This is a genomic window from Bacillus sp. HSf4 (genome assembly GCF_029537375.1).
In the GTDB taxonomy this organism is placed as follows: Bacteria; Bacillota; Bacilli; order Bacillales; family Bacillaceae; genus Bacillus; species Bacillus sonorensis_A.
Genome location: NZ_CP120679.1, coordinates 1,120,801 through 1,143,510, shown reverse-complemented (window position 1 = coordinate 1,143,510; position 22,710 = coordinate 1,120,801). Strand labels below are relative to the sequence as shown.

Annotated in this window: 31 protein-coding genes and 1 pseudogene; 13 read left to right on the top strand and 19 right to left on the bottom strand. The window is 42.9% G+C overall.

Going from position 1 to position 22,710, the window contains the following annotated elements; all coding sequences use genetic code 11:
- Nucleotides 1-30: 30 nt before the first annotated feature.
- Complete coding sequence (locus P3X63_RS05830; RefSeq protein WP_035338266.1) at nt 31-411, bottom strand: ArpU family phage packaging/lysis transcriptional regulator; 381 nt, start codon at nt 409-411, stop codon at nt 31-33.
- Between the two features lie 393 nt (nt 412-804).
- Here P3X63_RS05830 and P3X63_RS05825 point away from each other — a divergent pair, with 393 nt between their 5' ends.
- Nucleotides 805-1,629 (top strand): short-chain dehydrogenase, encoded by an 825-nt coding sequence (locus P3X63_RS05825; RefSeq protein WP_106070658.1) that lies wholly within the window; start codon nt 805-807, stop codon nt 1,627-1,629.
- Nucleotides 1,630-1,686: 57 nt separating this feature from the next.
- Here P3X63_RS05825 and P3X63_RS22810 read toward each other — a convergent pair whose 3' ends face one another.
- The 11 genes from P3X63_RS22810 to P3X63_RS05775 form a co-directional block, all read right to left on the bottom strand.
- Nucleotides 1,687-1,845: a DUF7667 family protein gene (locus tag P3X63_RS22810; RefSeq protein WP_457851280.1), complete on the bottom strand. Its 159-nt coding sequence runs from the start codon at nt 1,843-1,845 to the stop codon at nt 1,687-1,689.
- A gap of 105 nt (nt 1,846-1,950) precedes the next feature.
- Entirely contained in the window at nt 1,951-2,121 is a 171-nt protein-coding gene (locus P3X63_RS05820; RefSeq protein ID WP_003185375.1) for a Fur-regulated basic protein FbpA, read from the bottom strand.
- Nucleotides 2,118-2,657, bottom strand: coding sequence for an ERCC4 domain-containing protein (locus tag P3X63_RS05815; RefSeq protein ID WP_073425508.1), 540 nt, complete (start codon nt 2,655-2,657; stop codon nt 2,118-2,120). The genes P3X63_RS05820 and P3X63_RS05815 overlap by 4 nt, the downstream gene beginning before the upstream one ends.
- A complete protein-coding gene (locus tag P3X63_RS05810; protein ID WP_106070657.1) occupies nt 2,654-3,091 on the bottom strand; it encodes a hypothetical protein in 438 nt (145 codons plus the stop codon). Before P3X63_RS05810 ends, P3X63_RS05815 begins: the two co-directional genes overlap by 4 nt.
- A 241-nt stretch (nt 3,092-3,332) precedes the next feature.
- Nucleotides 3,333-5,759 (bottom strand): phage/plasmid primase, P4 family, encoded by a 2,427-nt coding sequence (locus tag P3X63_RS05805; protein WP_106070656.1) that lies wholly within the window; start codon nt 5,757-5,759, stop codon nt 3,333-3,335.
- A gap of 60 nt (nt 5,760-5,819) precedes the next feature.
- Nucleotides 5,820-6,260, bottom strand: coding sequence for a DUF669 domain-containing protein (locus P3X63_RS05800; protein WP_106070655.1), 441 nt, complete (start codon nt 6,258-6,260; stop codon nt 5,820-5,822).
- Between the two features lie 18 nt (nt 6,261-6,278).
- The gene (locus P3X63_RS05795) at nt 6,279-6,632 is read right to left on the bottom strand and encodes a hypothetical protein (protein WP_277692586.1); all 354 of its coding nucleotides are present in this window, start codon (nt 6,630-6,632) and stop codon (nt 6,279-6,281) included.
- Nucleotides 6,622-7,557, bottom strand: a complete 936-nt coding sequence (locus P3X63_RS05790; protein ID WP_277692585.1) for an AAA family ATPase — start codon at nt 7,555-7,557, stop codon at nt 6,622-6,624. The genes P3X63_RS05795 and P3X63_RS05790 overlap by 11 nt, the downstream gene beginning before the upstream one ends.
- A gap of 3 nt (nt 7,558-7,560) precedes the next feature.
- On the bottom strand, nt 7,561-8,121 hold the full coding sequence (locus tag P3X63_RS05785) for a host-nuclease inhibitor Gam family protein (RefSeq protein WP_277692584.1): 561 nt from the start codon (nt 8,119-8,121) through the stop codon (nt 7,561-7,563).
- A 196-nt stretch (nt 8,122-8,317) separates the two neighbouring features.
- The gene (locus P3X63_RS05780) at nt 8,318-8,584 is read right to left on the bottom strand and encodes a YqaH family protein (protein WP_077736770.1); all 267 of its coding nucleotides are present in this window, start codon (nt 8,582-8,584) and stop codon (nt 8,318-8,320) included.
- A complete protein-coding gene (locus P3X63_RS05775) occupies nt 8,581-9,144 on the bottom strand; it encodes a hypothetical protein (RefSeq protein ID WP_277692583.1) in 564 nt (187 codons plus the stop codon). Before P3X63_RS05775 ends, P3X63_RS05780 begins: the two co-directional genes overlap by 4 nt.
- Nucleotides 9,145-9,197: 53 nt before the next feature.
- Here P3X63_RS05775 and P3X63_RS05770 point away from each other — a divergent pair, with 53 nt between their 5' ends.
- Complete coding sequence (locus tag P3X63_RS05770; protein WP_277692582.1) at nt 9,198-9,488, top strand: hypothetical protein; 291 nt, start codon at nt 9,198-9,200, stop codon at nt 9,486-9,488.
- Here the strand turns inward: P3X63_RS05770 and P3X63_RS05765 are convergent.
- Together P3X63_RS05765 and P3X63_RS05760 are read right to left on the bottom strand one after the other, a co-directional pair.
- The gene (locus tag P3X63_RS05765; RefSeq protein ID WP_017474700.1) at nt 9,475-9,639 is read right to left on the bottom strand and encodes a hypothetical protein; all 165 of its coding nucleotides are present in this window, start codon (nt 9,637-9,639) and stop codon (nt 9,475-9,477) included. The genes P3X63_RS05770 and P3X63_RS05765 overlap by 14 nt on opposite strands.
- Before the next feature lie 310 nt (nt 9,640-9,949).
- The gene (locus P3X63_RS05760) at nt 9,950-10,135 is read right to left on the bottom strand and encodes a helix-turn-helix domain-containing protein (protein ID WP_026587143.1); all 186 of its coding nucleotides are present in this window, start codon (nt 10,133-10,135) and stop codon (nt 9,950-9,952) included.
- Between the two features lie 268 nt (nt 10,136-10,403).
- Between P3X63_RS05760 and P3X63_RS05755 the strand changes: the two genes are divergently transcribed.
- The 5 genes and pseudogenes from P3X63_RS05755 (at nt 10,404) to P3X63_RS05735 (ending at nt 14,219) form a co-directional block, all read left to right on the top strand.
- Nucleotides 10,404-10,832, top strand: a complete 429-nt coding sequence (locus tag P3X63_RS05755) for a helix-turn-helix domain-containing protein (RefSeq protein ID WP_026587142.1) — start codon at nt 10,404-10,406, stop codon at nt 10,830-10,832.
- Between the two features lie 10 nt (nt 10,833-10,842).
- A complete protein-coding gene (locus P3X63_RS05750; protein WP_277692581.1) occupies nt 10,843-11,271 on the top strand; it encodes an ImmA/IrrE family metallo-endopeptidase in 429 nt (142 codons plus the stop codon).
- A gap of 57 nt (nt 11,272-11,328) precedes the next feature.
- A complete protein-coding gene (locus P3X63_RS05745) occupies nt 11,329-12,753 on the top strand; it encodes a recombinase family protein (RefSeq protein WP_277692580.1) in 1,425 nt (474 codons plus the stop codon).
- Between the two features lie 10 nt (nt 12,754-12,763).
- Nucleotides 12,764-12,913: pseudogene (locus tag P3X63_RS05740) on the top strand (hypothetical protein); the annotation flags it as partial.
- Between the two features lie 142 nt (nt 12,914-13,055).
- Complete coding sequence (locus tag P3X63_RS05735; protein WP_142246162.1) at nt 13,056-14,219, top strand: M20 family metallopeptidase; 1,164 nt, start codon at nt 13,056-13,058, stop codon at nt 14,217-14,219.
- 175 nt (nt 14,220-14,394) lie between these two features.
- Here the strand turns inward: P3X63_RS05735 and P3X63_RS05730 are convergent, their stop codons facing one another.
- Genes P3X63_RS05730 through P3X63_RS05720 form a run of 3 tightly spaced genes read right to left on the bottom strand, consistent with a single transcriptional unit; the run spans nt 14,395 to nt 17,112 of the window.
- Nucleotides 14,395-15,102, bottom strand: a complete 708-nt coding sequence (locus tag P3X63_RS05730) for an EcsC family protein (RefSeq protein ID WP_026586270.1) — start codon at nt 15,100-15,102, stop codon at nt 14,395-14,397.
- Nucleotides 15,103-15,155: 53 nt separating this feature from the next.
- Nucleotides 15,156-16,379, bottom strand: a complete 1,224-nt coding sequence (locus tag P3X63_RS05725; protein ID WP_277692579.1) for an ABC transporter permease — start codon at nt 16,377-16,379, stop codon at nt 15,156-15,158.
- Nucleotides 16,372-17,112, bottom strand: a complete 741-nt coding sequence (locus P3X63_RS05720) for an ABC transporter ATP-binding protein (protein WP_026586268.1) — start codon at nt 17,110-17,112, stop codon at nt 16,372-16,374. The genes P3X63_RS05725 and P3X63_RS05720 overlap by 8 nt, the downstream gene beginning before the upstream one ends.
- A gap of 512 nt (nt 17,113-17,624) precedes the next feature.
- Between P3X63_RS05720 and P3X63_RS05715 the strand changes: the two genes are divergently transcribed.
- The 3 genes from P3X63_RS05715 to P3X63_RS05705 all read left to right on the top strand — a co-directional run bounded on the left by P3X63_RS05715 (nt 17,625) and on the right by P3X63_RS05705 (nt 20,021).
- Complete coding sequence (locus P3X63_RS05715; RefSeq protein ID WP_026586267.1) at nt 17,625-18,056, top strand: HIT family protein; 432 nt, start codon at nt 17,625-17,627, stop codon at nt 18,054-18,056.
- A 220-nt stretch (nt 18,057-18,276) separates the two neighbouring features.
- Nucleotides 18,277-19,350, top strand: a complete 1,074-nt coding sequence (serC, locus tag P3X63_RS05710; RefSeq protein ID WP_026586266.1) for a 3-phosphoserine/phosphohydroxythreonine transaminase — start codon at nt 18,277-18,279, stop codon at nt 19,348-19,350.
- A 143-nt stretch (nt 19,351-19,493) separates the two neighbouring features.
- Nucleotides 19,494-20,021 carry a tryptophan transporter gene (locus P3X63_RS05705; protein ID WP_026586265.1) on the top strand — a complete coding sequence of 176 codons (528 nt, stop codon included), beginning with the start codon at nt 19,494-19,496 and terminating at the stop codon, nt 20,019-20,021.
- A 92-nt stretch (nt 20,022-20,113) separates the two neighbouring features.
- Here P3X63_RS05705 and yhzF read toward each other — a convergent pair whose 3' ends face one another.
- On the bottom strand, nt 20,114-20,305 hold the full coding sequence (gene yhzF / locus P3X63_RS05700) for a membrane protein YhzF (RefSeq protein ID WP_026586264.1): 192 nt from the start codon (nt 20,303-20,305) through the stop codon (nt 20,114-20,116).
- Nucleotides 20,306-20,454: 149 nt separating this feature from the next.
- Here yhzF and P3X63_RS05695 point away from each other — a divergent pair, with 149 nt between their 5' ends.
- A complete protein-coding gene (locus P3X63_RS05695) occupies nt 20,455-20,811 on the top strand; it encodes a YtxH domain-containing protein (RefSeq protein ID WP_026586263.1) in 357 nt (118 codons plus the stop codon).
- Between the two features lie 191 nt (nt 20,812-21,002).
- The gene (locus P3X63_RS05690) at nt 21,003-21,623 is read left to right on the top strand and encodes an HTH-type transcriptional regulator Hpr (RefSeq protein WP_026586262.1); all 621 of its coding nucleotides are present in this window, start codon (nt 21,003-21,005) and stop codon (nt 21,621-21,623) included.
- Here the strand turns inward: P3X63_RS05690 and P3X63_RS05685 are convergent.
- The gene (locus P3X63_RS05685) at nt 21,620-21,967 is read right to left on the bottom strand and encodes a YhaI family protein (protein WP_026586261.1); all 348 of its coding nucleotides are present in this window, start codon (nt 21,965-21,967) and stop codon (nt 21,620-21,622) included. The two genes, P3X63_RS05690 and P3X63_RS05685, sit on opposite strands and share 4 nt — an antisense overlap.
- A 210-nt stretch (nt 21,968-22,177) precedes the next feature.
- On the opposite strand from P3X63_RS05685, the gene P3X63_RS05680 reads away from it, so the two are divergent.
- Nucleotides 22,178-22,693 (top strand): DUF3267 domain-containing protein, encoded by a 516-nt coding sequence (locus tag P3X63_RS05680; RefSeq protein ID WP_026586260.1) that lies wholly within the window; start codon nt 22,178-22,180, stop codon nt 22,691-22,693.
- Nucleotides 22,694-22,710 lie beyond the last annotated feature (17 nt).

Genomic DNA, 22,710 nt, shown 5'->3' with positions numbered 1-22,710 from the left:
TGTTTACTTTTTGTCCAAATAAAAAAGCACTCAGATGATTCCGAGTGCTGTAGCTAGGCGGCAAATCGCCCTCTTTTTCAGTTCATAATAAGTGTTTTTCTTTAAACCCAAATCCATATAAATATGAATATCTTTCACCCTGGCAGCCGTCAGGTATTTCTTTTCGATAATTAAACGTTCTTCATCGTCCAAACTGTTTTGTAAAGCCCGTTCCATCTGCTTGACTTTGAGTTCATTAACGGTAAATGAATCCCGGAGGGAAGGGAAAATGTTAATGCCGGCAGACGAACATTCTTTTTTATTCTCTAATTGGACTTTGAGCGCACGATAATTTTTCAACTCTTTGATGACTATTTTGCGGACTGCCTTTTCGTCCACATCATCGAGAAAAGATAGCTGTTCTTTTGACATCCTTTCCCTCCCTTCGTTCATTTTTCTTTTTCCCATTCCTGGATCCGTCTTTCCACAATCTCCATCCAGATGAATGGAGTGGCCAGAATGACGATTCCTATAATTAGATAAATCATAGCTTCCCCCTTCACGGTTCCGACCGCATTATCTGATCTTGTGGTTATTAAAAATTTTTGTATCAAAATCTCCACTAAATAATTGAGATCGTTCATGCTTTTTGCATGTGCAATTCTTCTAATAGTTCCTGATCCTAAGCGATCTCCATATCTGTCATTGTCATTTTCAATTCCCGATACTGAGCGGGGGTGAATCCGATATCGTCAATGACTCCCACACCAATCACCTACTTTCGTGGTAAAATTATGATAAAAAATAGAATGGAGTTGTTTTGGTTTGTGTAACGAGATAACGTCAGATTATTTAGCATTACAATTAGGTTTATATCAACCTTTCATCATCAATGAAGAAAACGCTGATCAATTTGAAGCTTATATGAAGGCTCCCAAAAAGTTTCAATTTGATTCCTACTGTATTGAATGCAAAAAAGAGTCTACATTTAAATTTCATTCACAGAGAGGGTATTTTCCGGTATATCCACCTGAGCACGGCCCAATAAATTTTCTAGATAGGATAAAAGTTGACGATCCCATAGACTTATTATTTCAATGTCAAAGAGACGGAGACCATCTATTCTATTTGTCGCTACTTATTCGCGGTAATAAAGTGACTAAGATCGGGCAATATCCGTCCCTTGCTGACCTTCAATTACATAAAATTGATAAATATCGAAAAATCTTAAATGACGACTATCGGGATTTTTCAAAGGCAATACGACTGAATTCCCAAGAAATTGGTGCCGGTTCATTTGTTTACCTTCGCAGAATCTTTGAAAATCTAATTGAAGAAGCCAGGCAAACTGCGGCATCCCAAGAGTCCCAATGGGACAACAGCATTTTTGATCGTTCAAAAATGGATGAAAAAATTAAGCTGCTTAAAAATTATTTACCAGAATTCCTTGTTCAAAATAGACAGCTGTATGCAATTTTAAGTAAAGGTATACATGAGCTAACTGAAAAAGAATGCCTTGATCTATTCCCCAATGTGCAACTCGCGATTGAATTAATTCTCGATGAAAAAATTCATCAAAAAGAGAAACAGAAAAAGATATCTTCAGTACAGAAATTTGTATCAGCTACTATTGAAAGATTGAAAAGCTAGAGACTAGCCATCTTTTCAGGATGGCTTATTTTCTTGTCCCTTCCCTGCTGTGACCCATCAATGGAAATCCACAGACACTTCTCCAAGTTGGCTGCACACATCGTGTTGCCAATCGTCATCCTTTGTAGTGAGAGCAAGTAAGGACTGATACTTTAAGGCAGCCACCTTCCAGCACTTGTTCAGGTTTGCATCCAGGCAGATCCTAAATTCGCTCATTTCCTCACCTTCTGGAGCCCGTGGCGCTTACAAGATGCTTATCGATTAAACTTTCGGCCAGCTGCCGCACCTCTTGTGATTCTTCAAACCCTACAAATGCCATGGTCATTTTCCCCTTTCAATCAATTTCTTTTTGAATATTTCGTCTAATTCAGTCAATGAAAGCTCGTACAGCTGCCGACCGTCAGGCGTTTTAAAAAATCCCATTTTAAGCAGCCGCGCTTTAAGTTCGTCCTTTTTCCTTTCACAATAAAGGGCCTTCATTAATTCATTCACACAAGGCCCCCCTTTAACAGCTCCCGGGCCATATAATGAAAATGGTGATAGATATAGTTTCCGGTCGCGCTCGGGTTAATAAAAACCGTTGAGAAATTGTAACGGACTTCAAATGTTTTTAAGCTGCCAAGCAAAGATTGCGGCTTATATTGTGAGCGATATTTTCCGTTTAATATTTTTTGGTAGCCTTCCAGATCCTCCACAAGAAGAGTGAAAGGGTGTTTGGCTGCACGAATCAATTCATTTTCAAACCGGGAACGGTCTTTAATGGATTGAACCAGCTCATCAACTCCGTTTTTCCGTTCGATAGCGGCGTTCAAATACATGTCCCGGGTGATCCCGTATTCCTCGTTTTTCGGGATCATGGCGGAATAGTCACCCGTCTTCATCCCTTTGAATTTAATAGATACGTTCTTTTTGCGGAGATAGTCAAGAACATGCTGGTTCTTCTGCTCCCTCGTATCCACAATAATGATCATGCTGTCGAGAATATTTTTCATTTCAGTATCCGAATAATTGTAATGAATAATCGTCATGCTTTCTTCCCCTTAAAGTACGACATGGCACTTTCATAGATTTCTAAAGAGAGTTTGTCCGTTTCTTCATCCTCAAAATTCGAAACGGAGCTGTTCAGATCTCTCCAGCCGTTCTCCCAAAATAGAACAAGCAATCTCGCGGCTTTAGTTGCCGCATCCCACTCATGATTGAACCAGTCGTCTATTTTTGGATTCATTTCTTGATCTATGCCCATAAAATAATTGATGATTTTATCAATAGTTTGTTTGATTTTATGATCCTGCATTGAGTATTCACCTTTTAAGAACTGGATGATCCGTTTTTTATGTGACTGAACAAATTCCACAAGTTCTGGATATACATTCTCCGGATTCTCAATATAAAGGTCATCCCCGTCCAGAACTAAAGGTGATCCCAAAAAGGCAAGGTCATCACAAATTTGTTTTGGATGCAAAATAATCACCCGCCTTGCTGTTACTTTTGTTACTTTTTAAGTAACACTGATCGTCCTTACTCTCCCAAGGGATTGAGCCCTTTTTGTTACTTTTGTTACTCATTTTTATATATAAAGGTATATAGAATATATATATATTTATTTTTTATTTATTTTTTTCAGTAGATGGAACAGGGGATTTAAGTAACAAAAGTAACACCATATTTTAACAAAACCCTCAAAACCCCTGTTGTATCAACGTTTATAGCTTTTTTCTCTGGATGCTTGTGACGTTACTTTTGTTACTTTTTATACCCGATGGGCTCTGACCCTGTTTAAAAAGATTTAATTGTTTATGCAAATCTCGGTTCTCTTTTATTAAACCGATCCCATCAAAATAATTTTTGTTATAATTTCCGCGATATTTCTTAAAGCCGCGGATTTCCATTTGTCGATAAAATGCCCGGTTCTTCAGTTCAATTTCGTCATTTTCAAAGCACCAGTCCTTGTAATCCTTATAAAGCTCCTTTGCTTCTACCTTTGCGGTCGGATGCTGGATACATCTTTCTTCCATATACGGACCGAGAATGTCCATATCCTCCCGGTAGCCTTCCGTTGCCTTCCTGATCGCTTCCGGTTCTCCCAGGCCTTCCTTCTGCCACTTCAAGCAGCCCTCAATAGCCCACCGCAGGACCCCTGGCATTTCCGCAGCCAGTTTCTGCGGCAGCTTCTTGTCTACTTTTTCTTTTGGAATTGTGACAGTAAAAGGAATCAGCCGGATCCGGCGCCAAATCCCCTCATCGCTGCCTTTAACGATCGGTTTATGGTTTGTGGTAAAGAAGACTTTAAATTCCGGTGTAAACTCAAAGTATTCCTGACGTAGAAAACGCGCTGACATCTTTTCGCCACCGGTGATCTGCTTCACCAACGATTCAGACAGCTGCTGTCCCTCTTCACTCTCGACAGCCGACACAAACCGGGCGCCGTCCAACCTCGCAATGTCATTGTTTATGGCACTGTCATTTTTCTTCTTTATGAAGGTGTCGCTGTTTGTCTGCCGCCCATAGTCCCCGAACAGGTGCTGAACAGTATTGATAAAGGTTGATTTACCATTCCGACCGTTCCCAAATAGAAAGAACATAACCTGTTCTGTGGTGTCCCCGGTCAGCGAATAGCCAATTGCCTTCTGCATGAAATCAATAATTTCATAGTTTGGCTCGCCCTGGTCATCTATAAAAATACTTTCCAAGAAAGCTTTCCAGTTCGGACAGTCGGCGTCCGGTTGATAAGAGACAGGAGATATTTTTGTAAAAAGCAGATCCCGATCATGCGGCAGAAGTTCTCCTGTTTTCAGATCAATCACACCGTTATCGCAATTGAAAAGATATTTGTGGGAATCCAGTTCCTGTTTCCGCACTGAAACCATTGGCCGAACATCTAAAATGGTGTTCATCCGTATATTGCGGCGCTCGCATTTCTTCGCCCAATCATTGAGCTGTTTTTTTCGGAATTTGTCTTCTGTGGCCTTGGCCTCGCCGTACAACGCCCGTAATGTCTTAGCAGTGATGGCTTCAATTTTTCGTTTGCTGTCTTCTTCCCATCGCTTGCCGTTCCAGATCAGCCAGTCAAGCTCGTTACAGTATCGGATATTCTTTCCGTGATAGTAGACAATTCGCTCAGCGTTGCCAAGCTCCGTTAAATGAAAGACCGGCGGGGTGTCAATGATCTCTTCTGTATCCTCAACTTGAGAATTATCGGAATGAGAAATGTACACCTCATACGGCTGTTCCTGCTGCTCTTCCAGCAAATTAGAAATTGTGGTATGAGTTGAATAAACGGCCGCGGCAATGGTCATGTCTCCATATGTAGCGCCGTCAGATGAATGCTGTCGATCCCATTTCTCCCGGAACAAACCCGATTCGCGAAACATGGAATCCATTTTTGCGGGATCCTTATCCGTCCAGAATGCCAAGTGATTACACAAAGCCATATCTGTGGCCGAGTGATCATCGTTTATCAGATGACCGTTAAACAGATCCTGAATGCTCTTCCCGTTCTTGCTGTTGAACATCCTTTCCCATATCTCCTTATTGGAGAGATTGCTCATATCTTTGGATGAAACAGCGGGCGGGGTGGACGGTTTCGATTCTTCTTTTTTGTCCTTCAAATATTTTTCGAACAGCTCTTTGAGCTCGTCTGTTCGTTCTTCAACGGCCCCGATCCCGAGACTATTACCGGTAAAGGTGAAATAGCGGCCGTGGCGGTATACTTCCAGTCCAAGTTCAGGATTTTTTCTCCCTGTGCCCGGCCCGCGCAATGGGATCTTACCTTTTGTGATGATGTGGACTCCTTTGCCGCTGGGTGAATATTCGGTGTAACTGCTAATCGCCTGAACAATTTCCTCAGCAAACGGGGACAAGACACCGTCCTCCACACAATGATCTATGTCTATGCCGATGAACGGATCATCTTTTGAAAACATGAAGCCGATCCCGTCATAATCTCGATCGTTATAAAATTTCAAAACGGTCGGGAATGTCGACCAGGTTCTTTTATTACTGGATTGAGCCATGCTGCCGTCAATCTGGTACGGCACTTTTGTTTTCTTACCGTCACGTTCTTCGGAACGCCATAAAATCCACTGAGGGGCGTTTTTTAGCTCTTGCGGTATGTTCTTAAATTCGTACATGTGATAACTCCCCTTTAAAAACGAGGGAGCTATCCACTCCCTCAAATGTGTATTTTATGATCAAAACGGTACATCATCGTCACTGATGTTAACTGGAGCTGCTTCCGGTGCCATCGCCTCAGACGGCTTAAACGCTTTGACTTCCGGATATTTTTTGCCGTTGTGCTCTCGTTCTCCGACAACCAGGCGAACCGGTTTATTCAGGAATGCATTGGCCCATTCGATATGATCTTTAAATTTCATTCCGTTTGGAAAACCCGCGGCCTTTGATGCTTGATGAAATCTCCACATTGCATTGTCTGTAACCGTGAAGTTATCGTATAGGATTTTTTGACCCTGACATGGCTGCTCAACGTCAGAACGGATTTCATAGTCTACGACAAGCCTTTTATTTCCGGATGCAGCCGCTGTTTTCTCCTCAAAATTGATAACTGTTGCCTCATATTCTCCTGGTTTAATAGGTTCAAAAGCTTCACCTTTGCTGTGGTCTACTGTGAACATATCTAATTCCTCCATTCTTTATTTTCCGTTTAAAACTGCTGCAAGATTTTCAGCTATAGACGCAATTACATTAGGATCTGTAATGTCTTCATTTCTTAGGTCATAAAGCACACTATCGATACCGATGTTTAATCTATCAATCTCCGAAATTAACCAGGGGATGTCTTGACGAGCGTTAGCAATAAAAATACAATCGTTTTCTCTTGGTATATTTGGATAATCTACCTGCACCGCGGCAATTGAACCGTAGCCCGGCCCTTTCGGCCCCCAAATTAATCTTGCTTTCCCTCGGTCATAGTTGATATCACTATTTGGTGACCACGGCCCAGCCGTTGCCGCAGCAACACGTTGGCGAATTTCCTCAAGCTTCATTTTGATCACCTCCTGCAGCCTTTAATCTCTCAAGGGCGGCCGTCGCAAGCTTTTTATTCCATTGATCAAGTTTTTTATTGGCTTTGATCTGAAATTCTTCAACCATCTGTGCGGCTGCTTCGTTGCCGGAAACAATCGCTTTAATTTCCTCAATCAAACGGATACGTTCAGCTTCTTCCTCTGCCTTCACGTCAATGCCGAGCTCAAGCCATTGGTAAAGCTTGCGGCCGACTTCTGGATTGAGTTTAAAAGAAGAACCTTCAAACATGCGTGTATTGTCTTTGGATGTTTCCGCCATATGATCGATACTGATATTGAAATTCAGCATGAATTCATATTCCATTTCATCCTTCTGCACAGGCTTGGTTCCGACCTTGCGCGGTGCCATCTTTCCGTTTTCATCCGGTTCAACCACATACTCCGTTTTTGTTCTCAATGTCGCCAAGATGTGGACATCGTTTTGCGTTAAGGTCTTAATCAATTTGGTTGTTTCAGGCGCAAGCTTGCCCCAATTTTGAAATGAGTTGCCGGACATGCTCCCGTGTTTTTCTACTATCCCGCCTTCCCCTTGCCAGTTGTGGGAAAGCGAATCGATCACGACCACCTCGGCCCCGGCGTTCTTGATAGCCTCCACAGCCATTTGATAGCGTTCTGTTGTGTAAGGCGGCGTAAAATCAATATGTTTAAAACTCCCGATCCGCACATCATCAAATTGCAAGTTTGCATACAGTTTGGCGCGGCGGTGCTCAGTATCCACAACACCAATCTTTGACCAGACTTCCTCATCGCTTGCTTCTGGGTATGCTTCCCGCATCATTCCGTAAGCAACAAGCAGGGCGCCGGCAGTCTTTCCGGATCCACTCGGCCCGATAAAGCCGACAATTGCCTTTTCCTTTTCACGCTGCGCGTTTGTGACTTGAAACATCTATCACACCTCCACTTTGAAGCTGGTGGAGGCTGGTTCTATTTCTACCCCCGGCACAGCTTGTCCATTTTCATCAACGACAACCTTTTTGCCGTCAACCTCTTTGATGGACAGAGATTTTTTAAAGTCGCCCCATTTGACATCTTCTTTGATAAATTCAGTGAGTTCAGCTTCTTTGACATGCTTGAGAAGCTGGTCCTTATCGGCTGGCTTAGGCTGCTCTTTAATTGCGCGGCTTTTTGACTTACCGTAAGGTGTGGAAAGTGTTTTTGCTTTCGGATCCTGCTCGAGCTGCTTTGAGTGATAAACGCTGACCAGGTTTTCAAAGAAAGCCAGATTGTCCGCGACAGGTTTAAGTTCCTGGGTTTCCCATTCATCGATGCGCTGCCTTTCGGTTGCCGCCAAAGCCTTGATTTCTTTTTCCTGTGTCTTTAAAGCAGCAATTTTCCGGAACGCCCAATTTAGACTATTCATGTCCGTAATCTCAAACTGTGGACGGCTCTCCTGCGGCGCTTCATTTTTATTTGAAATTTCACTTAATTCAAATGCCTGTAATGGATTCATGTATATACCTCCTGTATTGATTTTGTATTAAACACCATTTAAAATGATGTTGTTAGGTATTTAGTTTAATTGTCGCCTCTGCCAAGGCGGCTTTTTTATTTGTCCTCATCGTCTTGGTCATCATCGCCCTCAGCCTGCAAATACTCCAAAGGATAGCCGTAACGGTTGATCTCTGTAACAATTGGATGTTCGATGTTCATTGATACGCCCTCCTTACAGTTGAAACATTAATCCCTCTGCTTGCGAGGTTGGACACTATTTCACTGAGCTGGACGACTTGTTCTGGATGTTCCATCCGTTGAAGGTCCTTGCAATTTGAAATGATTGTCGCCGCAATTTCTACACATCCTTCAAAATCATGTTCCTCGATCGCGGCAGGCAGTTCAGAAATAAGATCTCGCGTTGAAATGAACAGCCTTTCCGCCTTTTCACGGTCAGCTTTTAGAAATCGGTTTAGGTTCATGCCTGTACCCCCTCTCTTTTTAGAAAGAAAATACCGTTAGGATTAGGCCCGTATTTTTTTCTAAAAGCTTGATTCCCTTGCCGCTGCCTCTCCTGAGGCGACATAACAGGTGTGGTAGCCGCGGTATATGGATCCCAACCAAGTTTTTTTACACGGCTTTGTAGAGTTCTATAACTGACACCGTTCGATTCAGCTAACCTGACAAGATCTTCTGAGAATTTACGGCGTTTCGTTCTTGGTGAAAGTTCGCACATTCTTTTCATATGTTCATTTCGGTCTATTTTTGGTGTCGTAGCTGCCTTTTCTTCAGTCCAACCGCGTCTTAACCTATAGCGAAACACGGATCTTGAGACGCCATTTTCTTCAGCAAGCTTTCCCCATTTATCCCAGATCGCTGAAAATTTATCTCTATCTTGGAACTGAATCGGTTCGGTTAATGCTCGCTGTTTGCTCCAACCTTGCCTACGTATTCGCCAGATAAGAGTGTCCTTGCATATTCCGTTTGCTTCTGCTTGTGCAAATTCTTCCGGCGTAATATAGAAGTCATAAGGGTTAAACATTTTCGCTCCTCCTTTTTTGGTATAATGTCCCTGTAGGATAGGGGGGGAAACAAATGATATTTGAAACTAAAAAGCCAGGTGTAAAAATCAAATCCGTTCTAGCTGACCTTGGTTCAGAATATGAAATCAAACGTATTGACCTATGGAACAATATTTACCGCGACTTAGGAAATGGTTATGAAATTCAAATCGGCGAGATAGATAACGCAGACCGAATTTTCAATGTATCAGTTTCGATTTGGATGAATAAACCTACTGTAAAACCTATCGAATCAGTTTCACACATTAAATCAGTACAAGAATTAAAATCAGTTTTAGATGAAATGATTGTTAAGTATTCCTGATTTTATAAGTTTTCAACAATAACATTAAATCTTGGCGGTCAATCTGTTTTCTTTCGATCAAAGATTCAGCTTCCGCCAAGGTTTCTTGATCTGTTACTTCAAAACGTCTGTACAACCAATCTTTCTTTTTGTTCTGTTGTTTGCCACACATTACCCTCACCACCTTTCAAGAAATTCACGAAGTACTCACAATCAGGACATCAATTTCGCTTTCACAAATGCTTGATAAATCTTCATGAAACGCTCCGCCTTACTTAATGAAAGCCATTCTTTTGTTTTGATCTTCATTTTTCTCACCTCCCCACTTTTTTTACTGAATGATCATTTACCGTTATCCCGCCCACTGTTAACGTTCTGAATCTGATGTCTTTACCATATTTTCGGGAAACAATGCTTTCAAAAATGGGCTTTAACTTACGAACCTTGTCCTCTGTGATCTCGATTTTCCCAACCGTCATTTTTCAAGAAACCTCCTTCATGTCTAGGATCTTGACAATTTTCTCCCTGACCTTTTTGCCTTCTCTTTTACCGTGTAAAATGTCGGAGAGATAGGGACCTGAAATGTTTAGCATTTCAGCTAATTCTTTCTGCTGCATACCGTTAATTATTAACCAGGTCTTAACCCTTTTTCCGAAATCCAATTCCACAGAAAACACCTCCTATATATTTTTTGCTAATTATTTAGCTTTTTGTTGACTGAAAAATAGGATATATGCTAATATCTAAGCATAGCGAATAAACCCTACAATTACAGCCTTTTACGTTGGGGAACGTGGTCTTAGGCTTTAGTTTGTAGTGTCCTGAAAGCTAAATAAGTAGCTTATGAACACAGTTTAATAAACTATATGCTAATTGTCAACACAAAAATAGCATAAAGTTTAATTTTTGTCATAGGCTCATTTAAGGATGGTTGATATGACAATAGTTGAAAGGATAAAAAAGTTGGCAAAAGAGCATAAAATATCTTTGGCTGAACTTGAAAGGAAGACCAAATTATCAAATGGAACAATTAGAAGATGGGATGAAAAAACTCCAGGTATAGACAAAGTTCAAAAAGTAGCTGATTATTTTAACGTCTCAGTTGATTACCTTCTCGGCAGAACAGAAAAGGAAAACTTTGAGCCGGAACTTACAGAAAAAGATGAAAGAGATATACAGAAAGAGCTACAAAAAATTATAGAAGGGTTAGAAGGCAAGAACGGTTATGCCGCATTTGACGGCCAAACTCTTGACGATATGGATGAAGAAGACAAAGAGTTGCTAATTGCAAGCCTAGAAAATTCCTTACGTCTTGCCAAAAGAATTTCAAAACAAAAATTTACTCCTAAAAAATATCGTAAGTAGGTGCCTTTTTGTGGAGTCAATTACTGCAAAAATCAAATCAATAACAGAAAAATTTCAAACAAACAATCCATTTAAAATTGCAAAAGAATTAGGAATTGAAGTCGTTTTTGAAGACTTAGGAAAAGCTCTGGGGTATTACAGTAGGCATTTCAGAGTGAAGATCATCCATATTAATCAGAATGCCAATGAACATAGTAAGGAGTTTATTTGCGCTCATGAATTAGGTCATGCGATCTTTCACCCAGACGCAAACACTCCTTTTCTAAAAAGCCAGACTCTATTTTCGACAGATCGAATCGAGTTGGAAGCAAATTTTTTCGCAATTAATTTGTTGTTCTCCTCTACCAATGGGTGTGTAACTACGAAAGAAGCAATTGAACAATATGGAATCCATGAGAAATTAGTTTTATCTAACCTAAATCTAAAAATTTTTAACTAAAAAACGAACCATCGTTCCATTTTAATCCCATTAGCAAAACAAAGGAGTAAAATAATTATGCGGGTTGCAATTTACATAAGAGTGAGTACAGATGAACAAGCTAAACACGGCTATTCACTAGACGCCCAAAAAGAAAAACTTGAGGCTTTTTGCAAGTCTCAAGGATGGGGAAACTATAAAATCTATATTGACGATGGGTATTCGGCAAAAGATCTGAATAGACCAAAGTTTAATCTAATGAAAGACGATATTGAGAGCGGCAAGATAGACATTTTACTTGTCTACCGTTTAGATCGCTTAACAAGATCCGTTATCGACCTATACGAGATATTAAAAATGCTCGATGAAAACGACTGTAAATTCAAAAGTGCCACCGAAGTCTATGATACGACCAACGCCATGGGCCGCCTGTTCATAACTCTCATTGCGGCTATAGCTCAGTGGGAGAGGGAAAACCTTGCCGAGCGTGTGAGGATGGGGATTGAGAAAAAAATCAAAAGCGGAAAATGGAAAGGTGGGATGGCCGCCTATGGCTATGTTTATGAAGATGATGAGCTCATTATAAATCCAGAAGAAGCTAAAATAGTAAAGCTTATATTTAGGATGGCAAGGACTTTAGGCTTTTATACCCTTGCAAAAAAGCTGACAGAAGCAGGCCACCCACCCAAGAACGGTGGGGAATGGCATGTTGATTCTGTAAGAGGGATCGTCAATAACCCTGTATATATGGGCTTCCTAACTAATAGCGATGACCCTAAGGATTATAAAAAACCCCCCAGAGAAAAAGTCTTATATGAAGGCAATCACGAAAGAATCATTGAACCTGATGAATTTTGGGAGCTGCAAGATATTTTAGAGAAAAGACGCACAAGTGGTGGCAAACGAGAGACAAGCAACTATTATTTTTCATCCATCCTTAAATGCGGCCGCTGTGGATGTTCAATGTCAGGGCATAAGACAGCGGCAGGAAAAACATACAGATGTTCAGGTAAGAAATCGGGAAGGTCTTGTACAAGCCACATCATTCTTGAGAAATATCTTGTTCAAAAAGTTTTCGAGTCCTTCGATGACTTAATTTCTGAGCTTAACCCGCGCGCGAGTGTGGCGGCAAGTCCGCCTGACGAAAAAATCAAGGAGATGGAGAGAGAACTAGCTCTGATCGAAAAGAAACTCGAAAAACAGAAAAAGATGTTTGAACGAGACATTATTGATATTGATGAACTAGTGGAGGTATCAGAAACCCTCAGGAAAAAAGAAAAAGAGCTCACCGCGCAATTAAGAACATACCGAAAAGGCACAGTGCATTCCGAAGAAATTACCTATATTGCAGAGAACATCACGTCTTTATGGGAATTAGCTAATGACTATGAGCGAAAACAGATGATGACCACTCTTTTCAACCAAATGGTGATTGATACAAAAGACGAATACAGAAGAGGCACAGGAAAGCCTAGAGAAATTCTAATCCTGTCAGTGAAATAATGATGTGTCTTTTGTTGGTTTAGGTACGTTGGTTCCTTGGGCGCTCATCCCTGTGGCAGCCATTTGCAAAGTTGATCCGTTTGAGCTGGCAAGAAAAAATTTCATTCCCGTCGCCTGCGGCTTGGCGGTAACTACGCTGGCTGCGATTTTTCTTTTATAAAAGCTTGAAAGCATGGTTGAACAGCGGCTCAAACTGTCATAAAATTATAAAAACTCGTCGTTCCTTAAAAGGAGGAATTGTTTTGAGATTAGCCGCATTAAAGCAAACGATCCATCAGGAGCTTGATACACACTATGATGAGATGGTCAAATTGAGGCGCCATTTCCACCAGCACCCAGAGCTCTCATTTCAGGAAAAGAACACAGCCGCGTTTATCGCTTCTTATTATGAAGCGCTGGGCGTTCCGATCCGCACGAATGTCGGCGGAGGCGGTGTCCTCGCTGTTATTGAAGGAAATGAGCCAGGGCCAGTCGTTGCCTTAAGAGCCGATTTTGACGCGCTGCCCATCCAGGATCAAAAAGATGTCCCTTATAAGTCAACGGTTCCCGGTGTCATGCATGCCTGCGGCCATGACGGCCATACCGCAACCCTGCTCGTTCTTGCAAAAGTGTTGAGCCGGCATACGGACGATTTAAAAGGAAAGATTGTCATGATCCATCAGCATGCTGAAGAATATTCACCCGGAGGCGCCAAGCCGATGATTGAAGACGGATGTCTCGATGGAGTCGACGTCATTTTCGGCACCCATCTGTGGGCCACTTCACCGCTCGGAACCGTTCAATACCGAACAGGTCCAATCATGGCAGCCGCTGACCGCTTTACGATCACGATTCACGGGAAAGGCGGCCATGGTGCACAGCCTCATGAAACAAAGGATGCCGTCTTGATCGGTTCTCAAATTGTGACCGCCCTTCAGCATATCGTCAGCCGCAGACTCGATCCGACACAGCCGGCCGTCATCTCGACTGGATCTTTTCTTGCGGAAAACTCTTTTAATGTGATTGCCGATAAAGCCGTTTTAATCGGAACCGCACGCTCCTTTAGCGAGGATATCCGCGCAGCTATTGAAAAAGAGATTGAAGAGGTGGTAAAAGGAATTTGCGGCATGCATGGAGCCTCTTATGACTATGCGTATGAAAGAGGCTATCCGGCCGTCTGCAATCACCGAGAGGAAACGGCTTTTCTCGCCGGCATTGCCGGGGAAACCGAAGGCGTTGAAAAGATAGAGGAAAGCGAAATGCAAATGGGAGGAGAAGATTTTGCCTACTATCTCCAGCATGTGAAAGGAACTTTCTTCTTTACAGGAGCCAGCCCTCTTCATCCCAATGAAGTCTTTCCGCACCACCATCCGAAATTCGATATCAATGAAAAAGCGATGCTGATCGCGGCCAAAGTGTTGGCAAGCGCCGCTGTTTCTTATCAAGAGCAGAAAGCGCCGCTCGCAAGCGGAAAACGGGACAAATGACTTTTATACAAAAACAGCCGGCTTATCCGGCTGTCAGCGTGTCGACAAACCCTCGCATTCGTTGTCAGGCCTGCGCGTCGGTACTCACGAATTGCAACATTCGCTCCGCTCCAATGCTCGGCCTTCCTAGACTGCAAGGGTTTTCAATCAGGCTGAAAGAATGATGACAGCCGGATTATCCGGCTGTCTCTTTCATGAATCTTAAGTGAAAGACATGTCTCGCCGTTTCGCCGAGGTGGCCGAGCAGCTGATAATTGGCCGTTCCCCCGACAATCGCACCGAAGCCCGGGACAAGCTGAAATAATTTGACGAGATCGAGATAATCCCGATATTCCTGCTGAAATGTCTGCCAATCGATGTCGCGCTTTTCTCTTTCCCAATTGTCAATGATGCGGAAAATCTCTTTCCGGTGCGCATCACCCGAAAAAGCAAGCTGAAAAATATACAGGAGGAAGATCCGCTCTTCCTTCACTTTGACGTCATAGCCGTAAATCGCTGCCAACTCAAACAGGCATTTCATTTTGATGCCGAGCAGGAGCGGAAAATCCGCCAACCCGAGAAAAATCCCGCCGGCACCCGTACCGGCTCCTTCGACTGCGGCCGCTTTCTGATAGCGGGCCACCGCTTTTTGCGCCAATTCGGCTTTTTCCTTTAAGGAAAGGGAGCCAGTTTCCCTTTGGGAAGTCGTCAAATTTGAGCCGACGAGCGTCGCTTCGACCATTTTTTTGATGCTTTCCGTTACGGCCTTGTGCACTTTTTTGGGAATGGCAGCATTGATCTTTGTCTGAACGCCTTTTGACATCCGTTCTGCCATCGACTGCTTCCGCAGAAACTTCATTTTCCAGCGGTGAGCCTCATCTAACAACAGCTGGTTTTCATTCATGCGCCTTTCACCTCTTCTTTATTCATACTGAAAAAAGGAGAAAAGGTTTCATTTTATCTGCGGGCATTTTTCCTTAACCTGCTGGTAAAATAAGGCTTCATGACGACAAATATTAAGAGCGCCGAACTGCCCAGACCTAAAAGCATACCTGTCCATTGGAGCCTGACGCAGGCGGCGGCTGCGACTAAGATCGCCTGAATGCTCAAGACAATCTGAAGCAGCTGGAAAAAGCTCTTTCTTTTTTCTTCTTGTCTGACAGGGTAGAGCTCCTGCAAAGACAAATGCGAAAAATGATCAAACAGCGGTGTCAGCTGAATGCCGGTGATGAAAACGGTGAAGACGACAAGCAGTGCAGACACCCACTCAACCGTTGAAAAGTAAGCAATGATGAGGGCGAAAATCACGGTCAGCCTGATCACGATTCCGAAATAGTCGTTTGATCTGATGAATGCCCTGCCGTACATGTACGCAAATGTCCGCCGCTGATCATACGGGATGAAGCCGAGCATCCAGTCGAGATATGCCCTTCTTTTCGCTTGTTTCTTTAGGTGAGGGACATCGGTAAACAGATTGGCAAGCCGGTAAAACCGTTGTTTTCTTTTGATTTCATCCTCTATATGGAGCTCCCATTTCAATGACTTTTTCTTATCAATCATTGTGAAATAGACGAGCAAAGCTGCCATGATCACATAAAGCGCGGCGGCAAAGCCGTAGGAGGCCTCTAAAGCAAAGTAAATCACGATCGCATTGAGAAAAAAGCGGACAACCCTGTCCATAATCCGCATATTTTTCTCGCTGAAGTATGTCAAACGCCATTGCATCGCCATGTTCCAGACCTTTAAAACAATAAGCTGAACCAGCAACATCAGATAAGCCGACAGCGTCTTTCCGCTCGCCTCGAAGTACAGCGGCGCTAAAACGAGCATCGCCGCGACAAGCGGAAACAGCTGTGTGATAAAACTGAATCGGAAGGCCTGTTTTAAGTACGGCTCCATTTTCGCTTCAAGCGGCAGCAAAAAAACAAGATCCGCTTCTTTAATCAATGTTCTGACATGCGATCCCGCCAAAATGAGCGAAAACAGGACGGCCATCAGCCAATAGGCCGGAAACCCTTCCGGCATCTCCTTCAGCCATTTGCTGTACCAGCTCGCACCGCCCGCCAGCACAAAAATCATGACGATGACGAGATGATCATTCAGCATATATTTCAAGTACGATCTCGTCTCTTTTATATACTCCTCGATCCTTGTCTTCCAAATCGCGCGAATGCTATTCATAGCTCTCTTCCTTCGTCAGTTCAACATACAGATCGTCAAGGCTCGCCTCTTTCATGGAAAACTGCTCTCTCAGCTCTTCAAGCGTACCCTTAGCCCGCACTTCGCCGTTATGTAAAATAATAAAAGAATCACAATACCGTTCTGCGGTGGCTAAAATATGCGTCGACATCAAAACGGCCGAACCGTTTTTCTTTGCTTCATTCATCCGTTCAAGGAGAGCGTTGATCGCCAGCGGATCAAGGCCGAGAAAAGGCTCATCGATAATATAAAGGTCAGGCTCCACCAAAAAGGCGCACATAATCATGACCTTCTGCTTCATCCCTTTGGAAAAATGGGCCGGAAACCATTTGAGACGCTTCTCCATCCTGAACTCCTTCAGCAGCGGCGGAAGCCTTTTTTCAAATGTTTCTTTCGATAATCCATAGGCCATCGCGGTCAGTTCCAAATGTTCCTTCAGCGTGAGCTCTTCATATAAAATCGGTGTTTCCGGGATAAACGTAAATTGGGAACGGTAGCTTTCCGGATCTTCCATGAATGTCTTGCCGTTCAGCTCAACAGAGCCTTTGTGCGGCTCCATCAGTCCGATAATATGGCGGATCGTCGTGCTTTTCCCCGCCCCGTTCAAGCCGATCAATCCGACGATCTGCTCCCGTTCAATCGAAAATGAAATATTGCGGAGCACCGGATTTCTTGTATATCCTCCAGTCAGATCCTTAACAGTCAGTAGTGACATACGTTCGTTCCTTTCCACTCATTTTTCTTAATAGTACCAAAAACAAGGAGGCTTTTAAAACGTTTTCCCTCCGGCTTTTTTCAGTCTGAAAGAAAAACGAATAATCGAAAACGGTTCAGGACAATCTAAGTGATGAAGAAGGGGCAGCTGATCACTCTGGCAAATGAGGTGTTTGTCAAAGACGAGTCTTGAGTAAGAAACGTGTCAGCTTAGAAATTTCTTTCATCCACTGAATTGAGAAAGCATCCGCTTCTTATGGCAAAGCCGTTTGAAAAGGGTGTGACGATCAAATGAGGTGTTTGTCGCAGGAAATGTATAGGCGTTTCAAGTCTTCATTTTGACGAAAAATGGGGTGCTTGCAAAAGGCAGGAAAAGTTTCTCATCAACAAGCGAACCTTCTTCATGGCAGGGTGAACGCGGGAGCCGTTCATCCTGTTTTCGTGTTTCACCGGAAATTATGGTAATATGATGCTTATACATAACCTTTCCATAATGGAAAAAGGAGGAAAAATATGAGCGACTGTATTTTTTGCAAAATCATTAACGGTGAAATCCCATGTGCAAAGGTGTATGAAAACGAACACGTCTTGGCTTTTCTTGACATCAGCCAAGTGACGAAAGGACACACCCTGGTCATTCCCAAAGTCCATAAAACGAACATTTACGAAATGACGCCTGAAATTTCAAGAGAGTTTTTTGAAGCGGTTCCGAAAATCGCCCAAGCCATTAAAGATGAGTACGAGCCGATCGGCTTAAACCTGCTCAACAACAACGGCGAAAAAGCGGGTCAGTCCGTCTTTCATTATCATATGCACATCATCCCGCGCTACGGAAAAGGTGACGGCTTCGGCGCCGTCTGGAAAACACACGCGGACGACTATTCACCGGAAGATTTGCAAACGATTGCCTCTTCCATTAACAGCCGTTTGACCAAACAGGCATAACACTTCCTCAGGCATCGAGAACATCGATGCCTTTTTCTATATAAAGCCTTCCCGCATCCCCGCGTTTTTGTCATAAAATATTCACATGTTTCGCTCCTTCTTGGTGCGGCTGGAATCAGATTGCTCTATATTTCACACAATTCAAATTTTTTATGTATAACGCGATCCTTTTATGATAGGATTGTTTTATATTTTTATACATGAACAGGGAGCGATTGTGATGATACGTACAACGAACTTTAATGCAGGACCTGCGGCACTGCCTTTAGAGGTGTTGCAAAAGGCGAAAGACGAGTTTCTTGATTTCAACGGTGCAGGGATGTCCGTTATGGAGCTGTCCCACCGAAGCAAGGAGTATGATGCCGTTCATCAAAAAGCGAAAGCTCTTTTAAAAGAACTGATGGAGATCCCTGAGGATTATGACATTTTGTTTCTGCAAGGCGGAGCAAGCCTCCAGTTTTCAATGATTCCGATGAATTTTCTGTCCGCACAAAAAACGGCGCACTTCGTCATGACCGGGTCATGGTCTGAAAAGGCGCTCGCAGAAGCGAAGGTTTTCGGAAACACATCGATCATCGCTTCAAGCGAAGAGGACACATACAGCTATATTCCGGAAGTTGCGGAAATTCCGGAGGACGGGGCATATCTTCATCTGACATCCAACAACACGATATTCGGAACGCAGTGGCAGGAATATCCCGACTCTCCGATTCCGGTTGTAGCCGACATGTCGAGCGATATTTTAAGCCGTAAAATCGATGTTTCACAGTTTGACATCATCTATGCCGGCGCCCAAAAAAACCTCGGACCGTCCGGAGTCACCGTCGTCATTATGAAAAAAGAGCTGCTCGCAAAGGAAAATGAAGGAATCGCCAAAATCTTAAAATACTCCACACACGCAAAAGCGAATTCGCTCTATAATACACCGCCGACTTTTGCGATCTATATGCTGTCTCTTGTCCTTGAATGGATCAAAGACAAAGGCGGACTGGCTGAAATCGAAAAACGCAACCGCAAAAAAGCCGAGATTTTATACAGCGCGATTGATGAAAGCGGCGGATTTTACCGCGGCCATGCGAGACCGGACAGCCGTTCAGCCATGAATGTCACCTTTACGCTGAAAAATGATGAGCTGACAAAATCATTCATCGAAAAGGCCAAGGAAGAAAAAATGTCGGGACTCGGCGGACACCGCTCTGTCGGAGGCTGCCGAGCATCGATCTACAACGCTGTTTCCGTTGAAGACTGCGAGAAACTGGCAGCATTTATGAAGAGATTCCAGGAAGAGCATTAAGCCTTGATCCTTTTTCTGACATCTTCTGAAAAAGGCTTCCCCATTCCTTCTAAAGTTTGATATACTACTAGAAAGCTTTCGCAATAAATGGCGAGCATATTATTGGAAAGCAATAAAGAGCCTGAGACGAGGAGAGAATAGACATGAAAACAAAAGAATTAGTTGCCATGGCGCTTTTTGCCGCCATCGGAGCAGCGCTGCACGCTGTGATTCCGCCCTTTTTTTACGGTATGAAGCCAGATATGATGCTGATTATGATGTTTATGGGAATCCTTCTGTTCCCTAAAGTGCAAAACGTACTTGTCATCGGAATCGTGACGGGCATCATTTCCGCTTTAACGACCGCATTTCCGGGAGGACAGCTGCCGAACATCATTGACAAACCAATTACAGCTTTGATCTTCTTTGCCGTATTTCTTGCTGTGAAGAAGCTGAAAAATAGAACGGTCACAGCTTCCGTGTTAACCGCAGCGGGAACGATCCTTTCCGGAACCATCTTCCTGGCGGCGGCCCTCCTGATTGTCGGCCTGCCTGGAAACCAGGGATTTGCCGCACTGTTTACGCTCGTGGTTTTGCCTGCTGCACTCATCAACACAATCGCCATGTTCGTGATCTACCCGATCGTGCAGGCGATCATGAAACGTTCAAGACTGATCGAACAGGCAAAATAAAACCGAAATGCCTCTTTAAAAAAGGTGATCTTCCTTTTTTAGAGAGGTTTTTTCATTTCTATGGTCAAAAAAAGAGGAATCCGCCCGATATTTTATATAAGAAGCCGAATGAAAAAAAGGAGCAGGAGTGCTAATCCAGCGCTTCCCGTACAAAAAAGCGCTTTTTGTTTTAGTACGCGTTTCGGCGGATAAGATGCGGAAAAACCGAGAAGCCTTAAATAGTAAAAGGAGCCTGCAGCAAAAACAGCGGATAATATTGTTAAAACAATGATGATGACAGACAACCCTCTCCCTCCTTTTTTAAAAAGTATGCTAAAATAAAGCAAGCTATGCAGATGTTTCTTCTGAATCTAAAACAAGTTTTCAATGACAAAAAGGCCGGCGTTTTTGCTTTATAGCCTGACCTTTCAAAAATATAACCGGGGTGATGTACATGTCAAAAGGCCGATCTTTAGCAGCTGGACTGATTGTGGGCGGAATCATCGGCGGTGTCGCCGCTTTATTGTCCGCACCGACTTCAGGAAAGGATTTGAGAAGACAGCTCAAATCAAATTGCGGAAAGTTTGAAGACACTGTCAATAGACTGAAAACCGACGGACGTGCTTTAAAAGAACAGGTTGTCAAAACCGCCAGAGAAGGCGCTGAAATCATCAAAGATGTCAGCAGCGAACTGCAGACGTCCATCCAGGAGTGGCGCAAGGAAATCCAGCCTCATCAGGAGAACCTGAAAAAAGAAATCGCTGATATTGAAGAGAAGATCAAACAACTGGAGAAAACCTTACAAAACTAATATATTCAGCGAAAAAAAAGAACCTTTAAAAAGGGGTGTGAATGGTCATTTTCACGCTCTTTTTTTAATCAAAATGTTGAATTAACACCGAAAAAAGGATTTTTTAAAAATTTCGTAAATTTACATCTTTATTAATCTTTATTTTATTGGCATAATAGAAATTATAAGATAAAGAGAAGCAGGTGAAGTGAATGAATCGAGCGGAAGAGCCCTATTCAGTGAAAGAAGCCCTTTTATTCAGCCAGCGAATGGCACAGCTCAGCAAGGCGCTTTGGAAATCGATCGAAAAGGATTGGCAGCAGTGGATTAAGCCTTATGATCTGAACATTAACGAACACCATATTTTGTGGATTGCCTACCAGCTGAACGGAGCTTCCATTTCAGAAATTGCGAAGTTTGGTGTCATGCATGTATCCACGGCGTTTAATTTTTCCAAAAAGCTTGAGGAAAGAGGATATCTTGAATTTTCCAAAAAATTAAACGATAAACGCAATACGTACATTCAGCTGACCCCGAAAGGCGAAGAGGTATTTCTTAAAATCCTTGAGTCCTATGACCCATCCCGGAACGCTGTTTTAAAAGGCGCCCAGCCCCTGCATCAGCTGTACGGAAAATTCCCTGAAATCGTGGAAATGATGTCCATCATCCGCCATATTTACGGCGATGATTTCATGGAAATTTTCGAAAAATCGTTTACCAACATTGAAAATGAATTTGTCAGCGAAGAGGGCAAAATGAAGAAAAAAGAACCAGCAAAAGAAGCCGGGGAATCGATAGAAATGGACAAACCGCTTGAGCCAATTAAAAATTAAGCCAGATCATATCGCTTGATGATGCTGATGAACTCGCTCATCAGCGGTTTGTAAAGACCTTGTCTGTGAAGGGCGAAAATCGTTTCGTGCACTTCAAGTTTTTCATTTAACTGCCCGGCAAAAAGCGTAAGGAGATGATCGAACATCACATATCCTTGCGCTTTTTGCGCTTCCAGTTCCTTTGTAAGTTCCTCGCACAGCTTTTCCGTCTCCTTTGCTTCTTCCTCGGATAAGCCCTGTTCAATCAGCATTTTATAATATGGATATTCGCTTAAATCTAGTGTGCTCAAAAGCAGCCTCGTATAAAATTCCAGCCGCTCAAGACGCTGTTCCAATGATTTCATATTCGTCACTTCTCTCACCCTTTCTCTTATTTTAGCCGATATTAGCTTCTGATGAAAGTTCAGCGGAAAATTTTCCGTTCCTTTAAAAGCCCCTAAATTCTTTCTAAAATAACGAACTTTTTTTCGAAAAGGGATTGATTTTTCTCATCCAAGGGAGTAAATTATTCTGAGGATTTCATATATGAGTTTTGAAACGGAAGGATGTTATTCATGAGTTGCTGGAAAACCATCAATCTGATCAAAGATTATGGAGGCATGCGCATCGTGCTCAGTGCCGTCAGTTTAATGATTTTATTTTTTATTCCTGAATATTTGGCTATGCAGCTTATTCATCCGCAAACCGTTCAGAGAGGCGATCATGCGCTTTTGTTTGCCGGGCTTTTAATTGCTGCGATTATCGCCCATAAGATCCTTCACATTGTACCGATGTTGACGAAGAAAAAAATAGAAAAAAAGATTTTTTGGCTGAAAATGAGAACATGGAGAGAAATTCCGAAAAATACGATGCTGACTTCTCTTCTCTGCCCATTCCTCGTGATTACACCGATTTTGTTTTACGCGGGAGCAGTGATGCCGAGCTTCGCCCATTATTTCTGCATCATTTCCAGCATCCATTTCGGCTACTGCCTGCCGGACTTTTTGTTTGCCTGGAAACTGGTCAAAGCGCCGAAGAATTGCTTTGTTGATCAGGAAGCAGACGATTTTGATATTTTAATACAAAAATAAGCGGAATAAGCGCTGGA

Excerpts from the sequence above, each read along its gene's own strand:
- P3X63_RS05785 (WP_277692584.1), bottom strand. The coding sequence starts at position 8,121 with ATGAATCCATTACAGGCATTTGAATTAAGTGAAATTTCAAATAAAAAT.
- P3X63_RS05680 (WP_026586260.1), top strand. The coding sequence starts at position 22,178 with ATGAGTTGCTGGAAAACCATCAATCTGATCAAAGATTATGGAGGCATG.
- P3X63_RS05730 (WP_026586270.1), bottom strand. The coding sequence starts at position 15,102 with ATGAATGAAAACCAGCTGTTGTTAGATGAGGCTCACCGCTGGAAAATG.
- P3X63_RS05800 (WP_106070655.1), bottom strand. The coding sequence starts at position 6,260 with ATGTTCACAGTAGACCACAGCAAAGGTGAAGCTTTTGAACCTATTAAA.
- P3X63_RS05720 (WP_026586268.1), bottom strand. The coding sequence starts at position 17,112 with ATGTCACTACTGACTGTTAAGGATCTGACTGGAGGATATACAAGAAAT.
- P3X63_RS05830 (WP_035338266.1), bottom strand. The coding sequence starts at position 411 with ATGTCAAAAGAACAGCTATCTTTTCTCGATGATGTGGACGAAAAGGCA.
- P3X63_RS22810 (WP_457851280.1), bottom strand. The coding sequence starts at position 1,845 with ATGAGCGAATTTAGGATCTGCCTGGATGCAAACCTGAACAAGTGCTGG.
- serC (WP_026586266.1), top strand. The coding sequence starts at position 18,277 with ATGATACGTACAACGAACTTTAATGCAGGACCTGCGGCACTGCCTTTA.
- P3X63_RS05765 (WP_017474700.1), bottom strand. The coding sequence starts at position 9,639 with ATGTGTGGCAAACAACAGAACAAAAAGAAAGATTGGTTGTACAGACGT.
- P3X63_RS05690 (WP_026586262.1), top strand. The coding sequence starts at position 21,003 with ATGAATCGAGCGGAAGAGCCCTATTCAGTGAAAGAAGCCCTTTTATTC.
- P3X63_RS05745 (WP_277692580.1), top strand. The coding sequence starts at position 11,329 with ATGCGGGTTGCAATTTACATAAGAGTGAGTACAGATGAACAAGCTAAA.
- P3X63_RS05705 (WP_026586265.1), top strand. The coding sequence starts at position 19,494 with ATGAAAACAAAAGAATTAGTTGCCATGGCGCTTTTTGCCGCCATCGGA.
- P3X63_RS05795 (WP_277692586.1), bottom strand. The coding sequence starts at position 6,632 with ATGAAGCTTGAGGAAATTCGCCAACGTGTTGCTGCGGCAACGGCTGGG.
- P3X63_RS05725 (WP_277692579.1), bottom strand. The coding sequence starts at position 16,379 with ATGAATAGCATTCGCGCGATTTGGAAGACAAGGATCGAGGAGTATATA.
- P3X63_RS05715 (WP_026586267.1), top strand. The coding sequence starts at position 17,625 with ATGAGCGACTGTATTTTTTGCAAAATCATTAACGGTGAAATCCCATGT.
- P3X63_RS05685 (WP_026586261.1), bottom strand. The coding sequence starts at position 21,967 with ATGAAATCATTGGAACAGCGTCTTGAGCGGCTGGAATTTTATACGAGG.
- P3X63_RS05790 (WP_277692585.1), bottom strand. The coding sequence starts at position 7,557 with ATGTTTCAAGTCACAAACGCGCAGCGTGAAAAGGAAAAGGCAATTGTC.
- P3X63_RS05770 (WP_277692582.1), top strand. The coding sequence starts at position 9,198 with ATGATATTTGAAACTAAAAAGCCAGGTGTAAAAATCAAATCCGTTCTA.
- P3X63_RS05735 (WP_142246162.1), top strand. The coding sequence starts at position 13,056 with ATGGTCAAATTGAGGCGCCATTTCCACCAGCACCCAGAGCTCTCATTT.
- P3X63_RS05775 (WP_277692583.1), bottom strand. The coding sequence starts at position 9,144 with ATGTTTAACCCTTATGACTTCTATATTACGCCGGAAGAATTTGCACAA.
- P3X63_RS05805 (WP_106070656.1), bottom strand. The coding sequence starts at position 5,759 with ATGTACGAATTTAAGAACATACCGCAAGAGCTAAAAAACGCCCCTCAG.
- P3X63_RS05695 (WP_026586263.1), top strand. The coding sequence starts at position 20,455 with ATGTCAAAAGGCCGATCTTTAGCAGCTGGACTGATTGTGGGCGGAATC.
- P3X63_RS05780 (WP_077736770.1), bottom strand. The coding sequence starts at position 8,584 with ATGAACCTAAACCGATTTCTAAAAGCTGACCGTGAAAAGGCGGAAAGG.
- P3X63_RS05815 (WP_073425508.1), bottom strand. The coding sequence starts at position 2,657 with ATGACGATTATTCATTACAATTATTCGGATACTGAAATGAAAAATATT.
- P3X63_RS05755 (WP_026587142.1), top strand. The coding sequence starts at position 10,404 with ATGACAATAGTTGAAAGGATAAAAAAGTTGGCAAAAGAGCATAAAATA.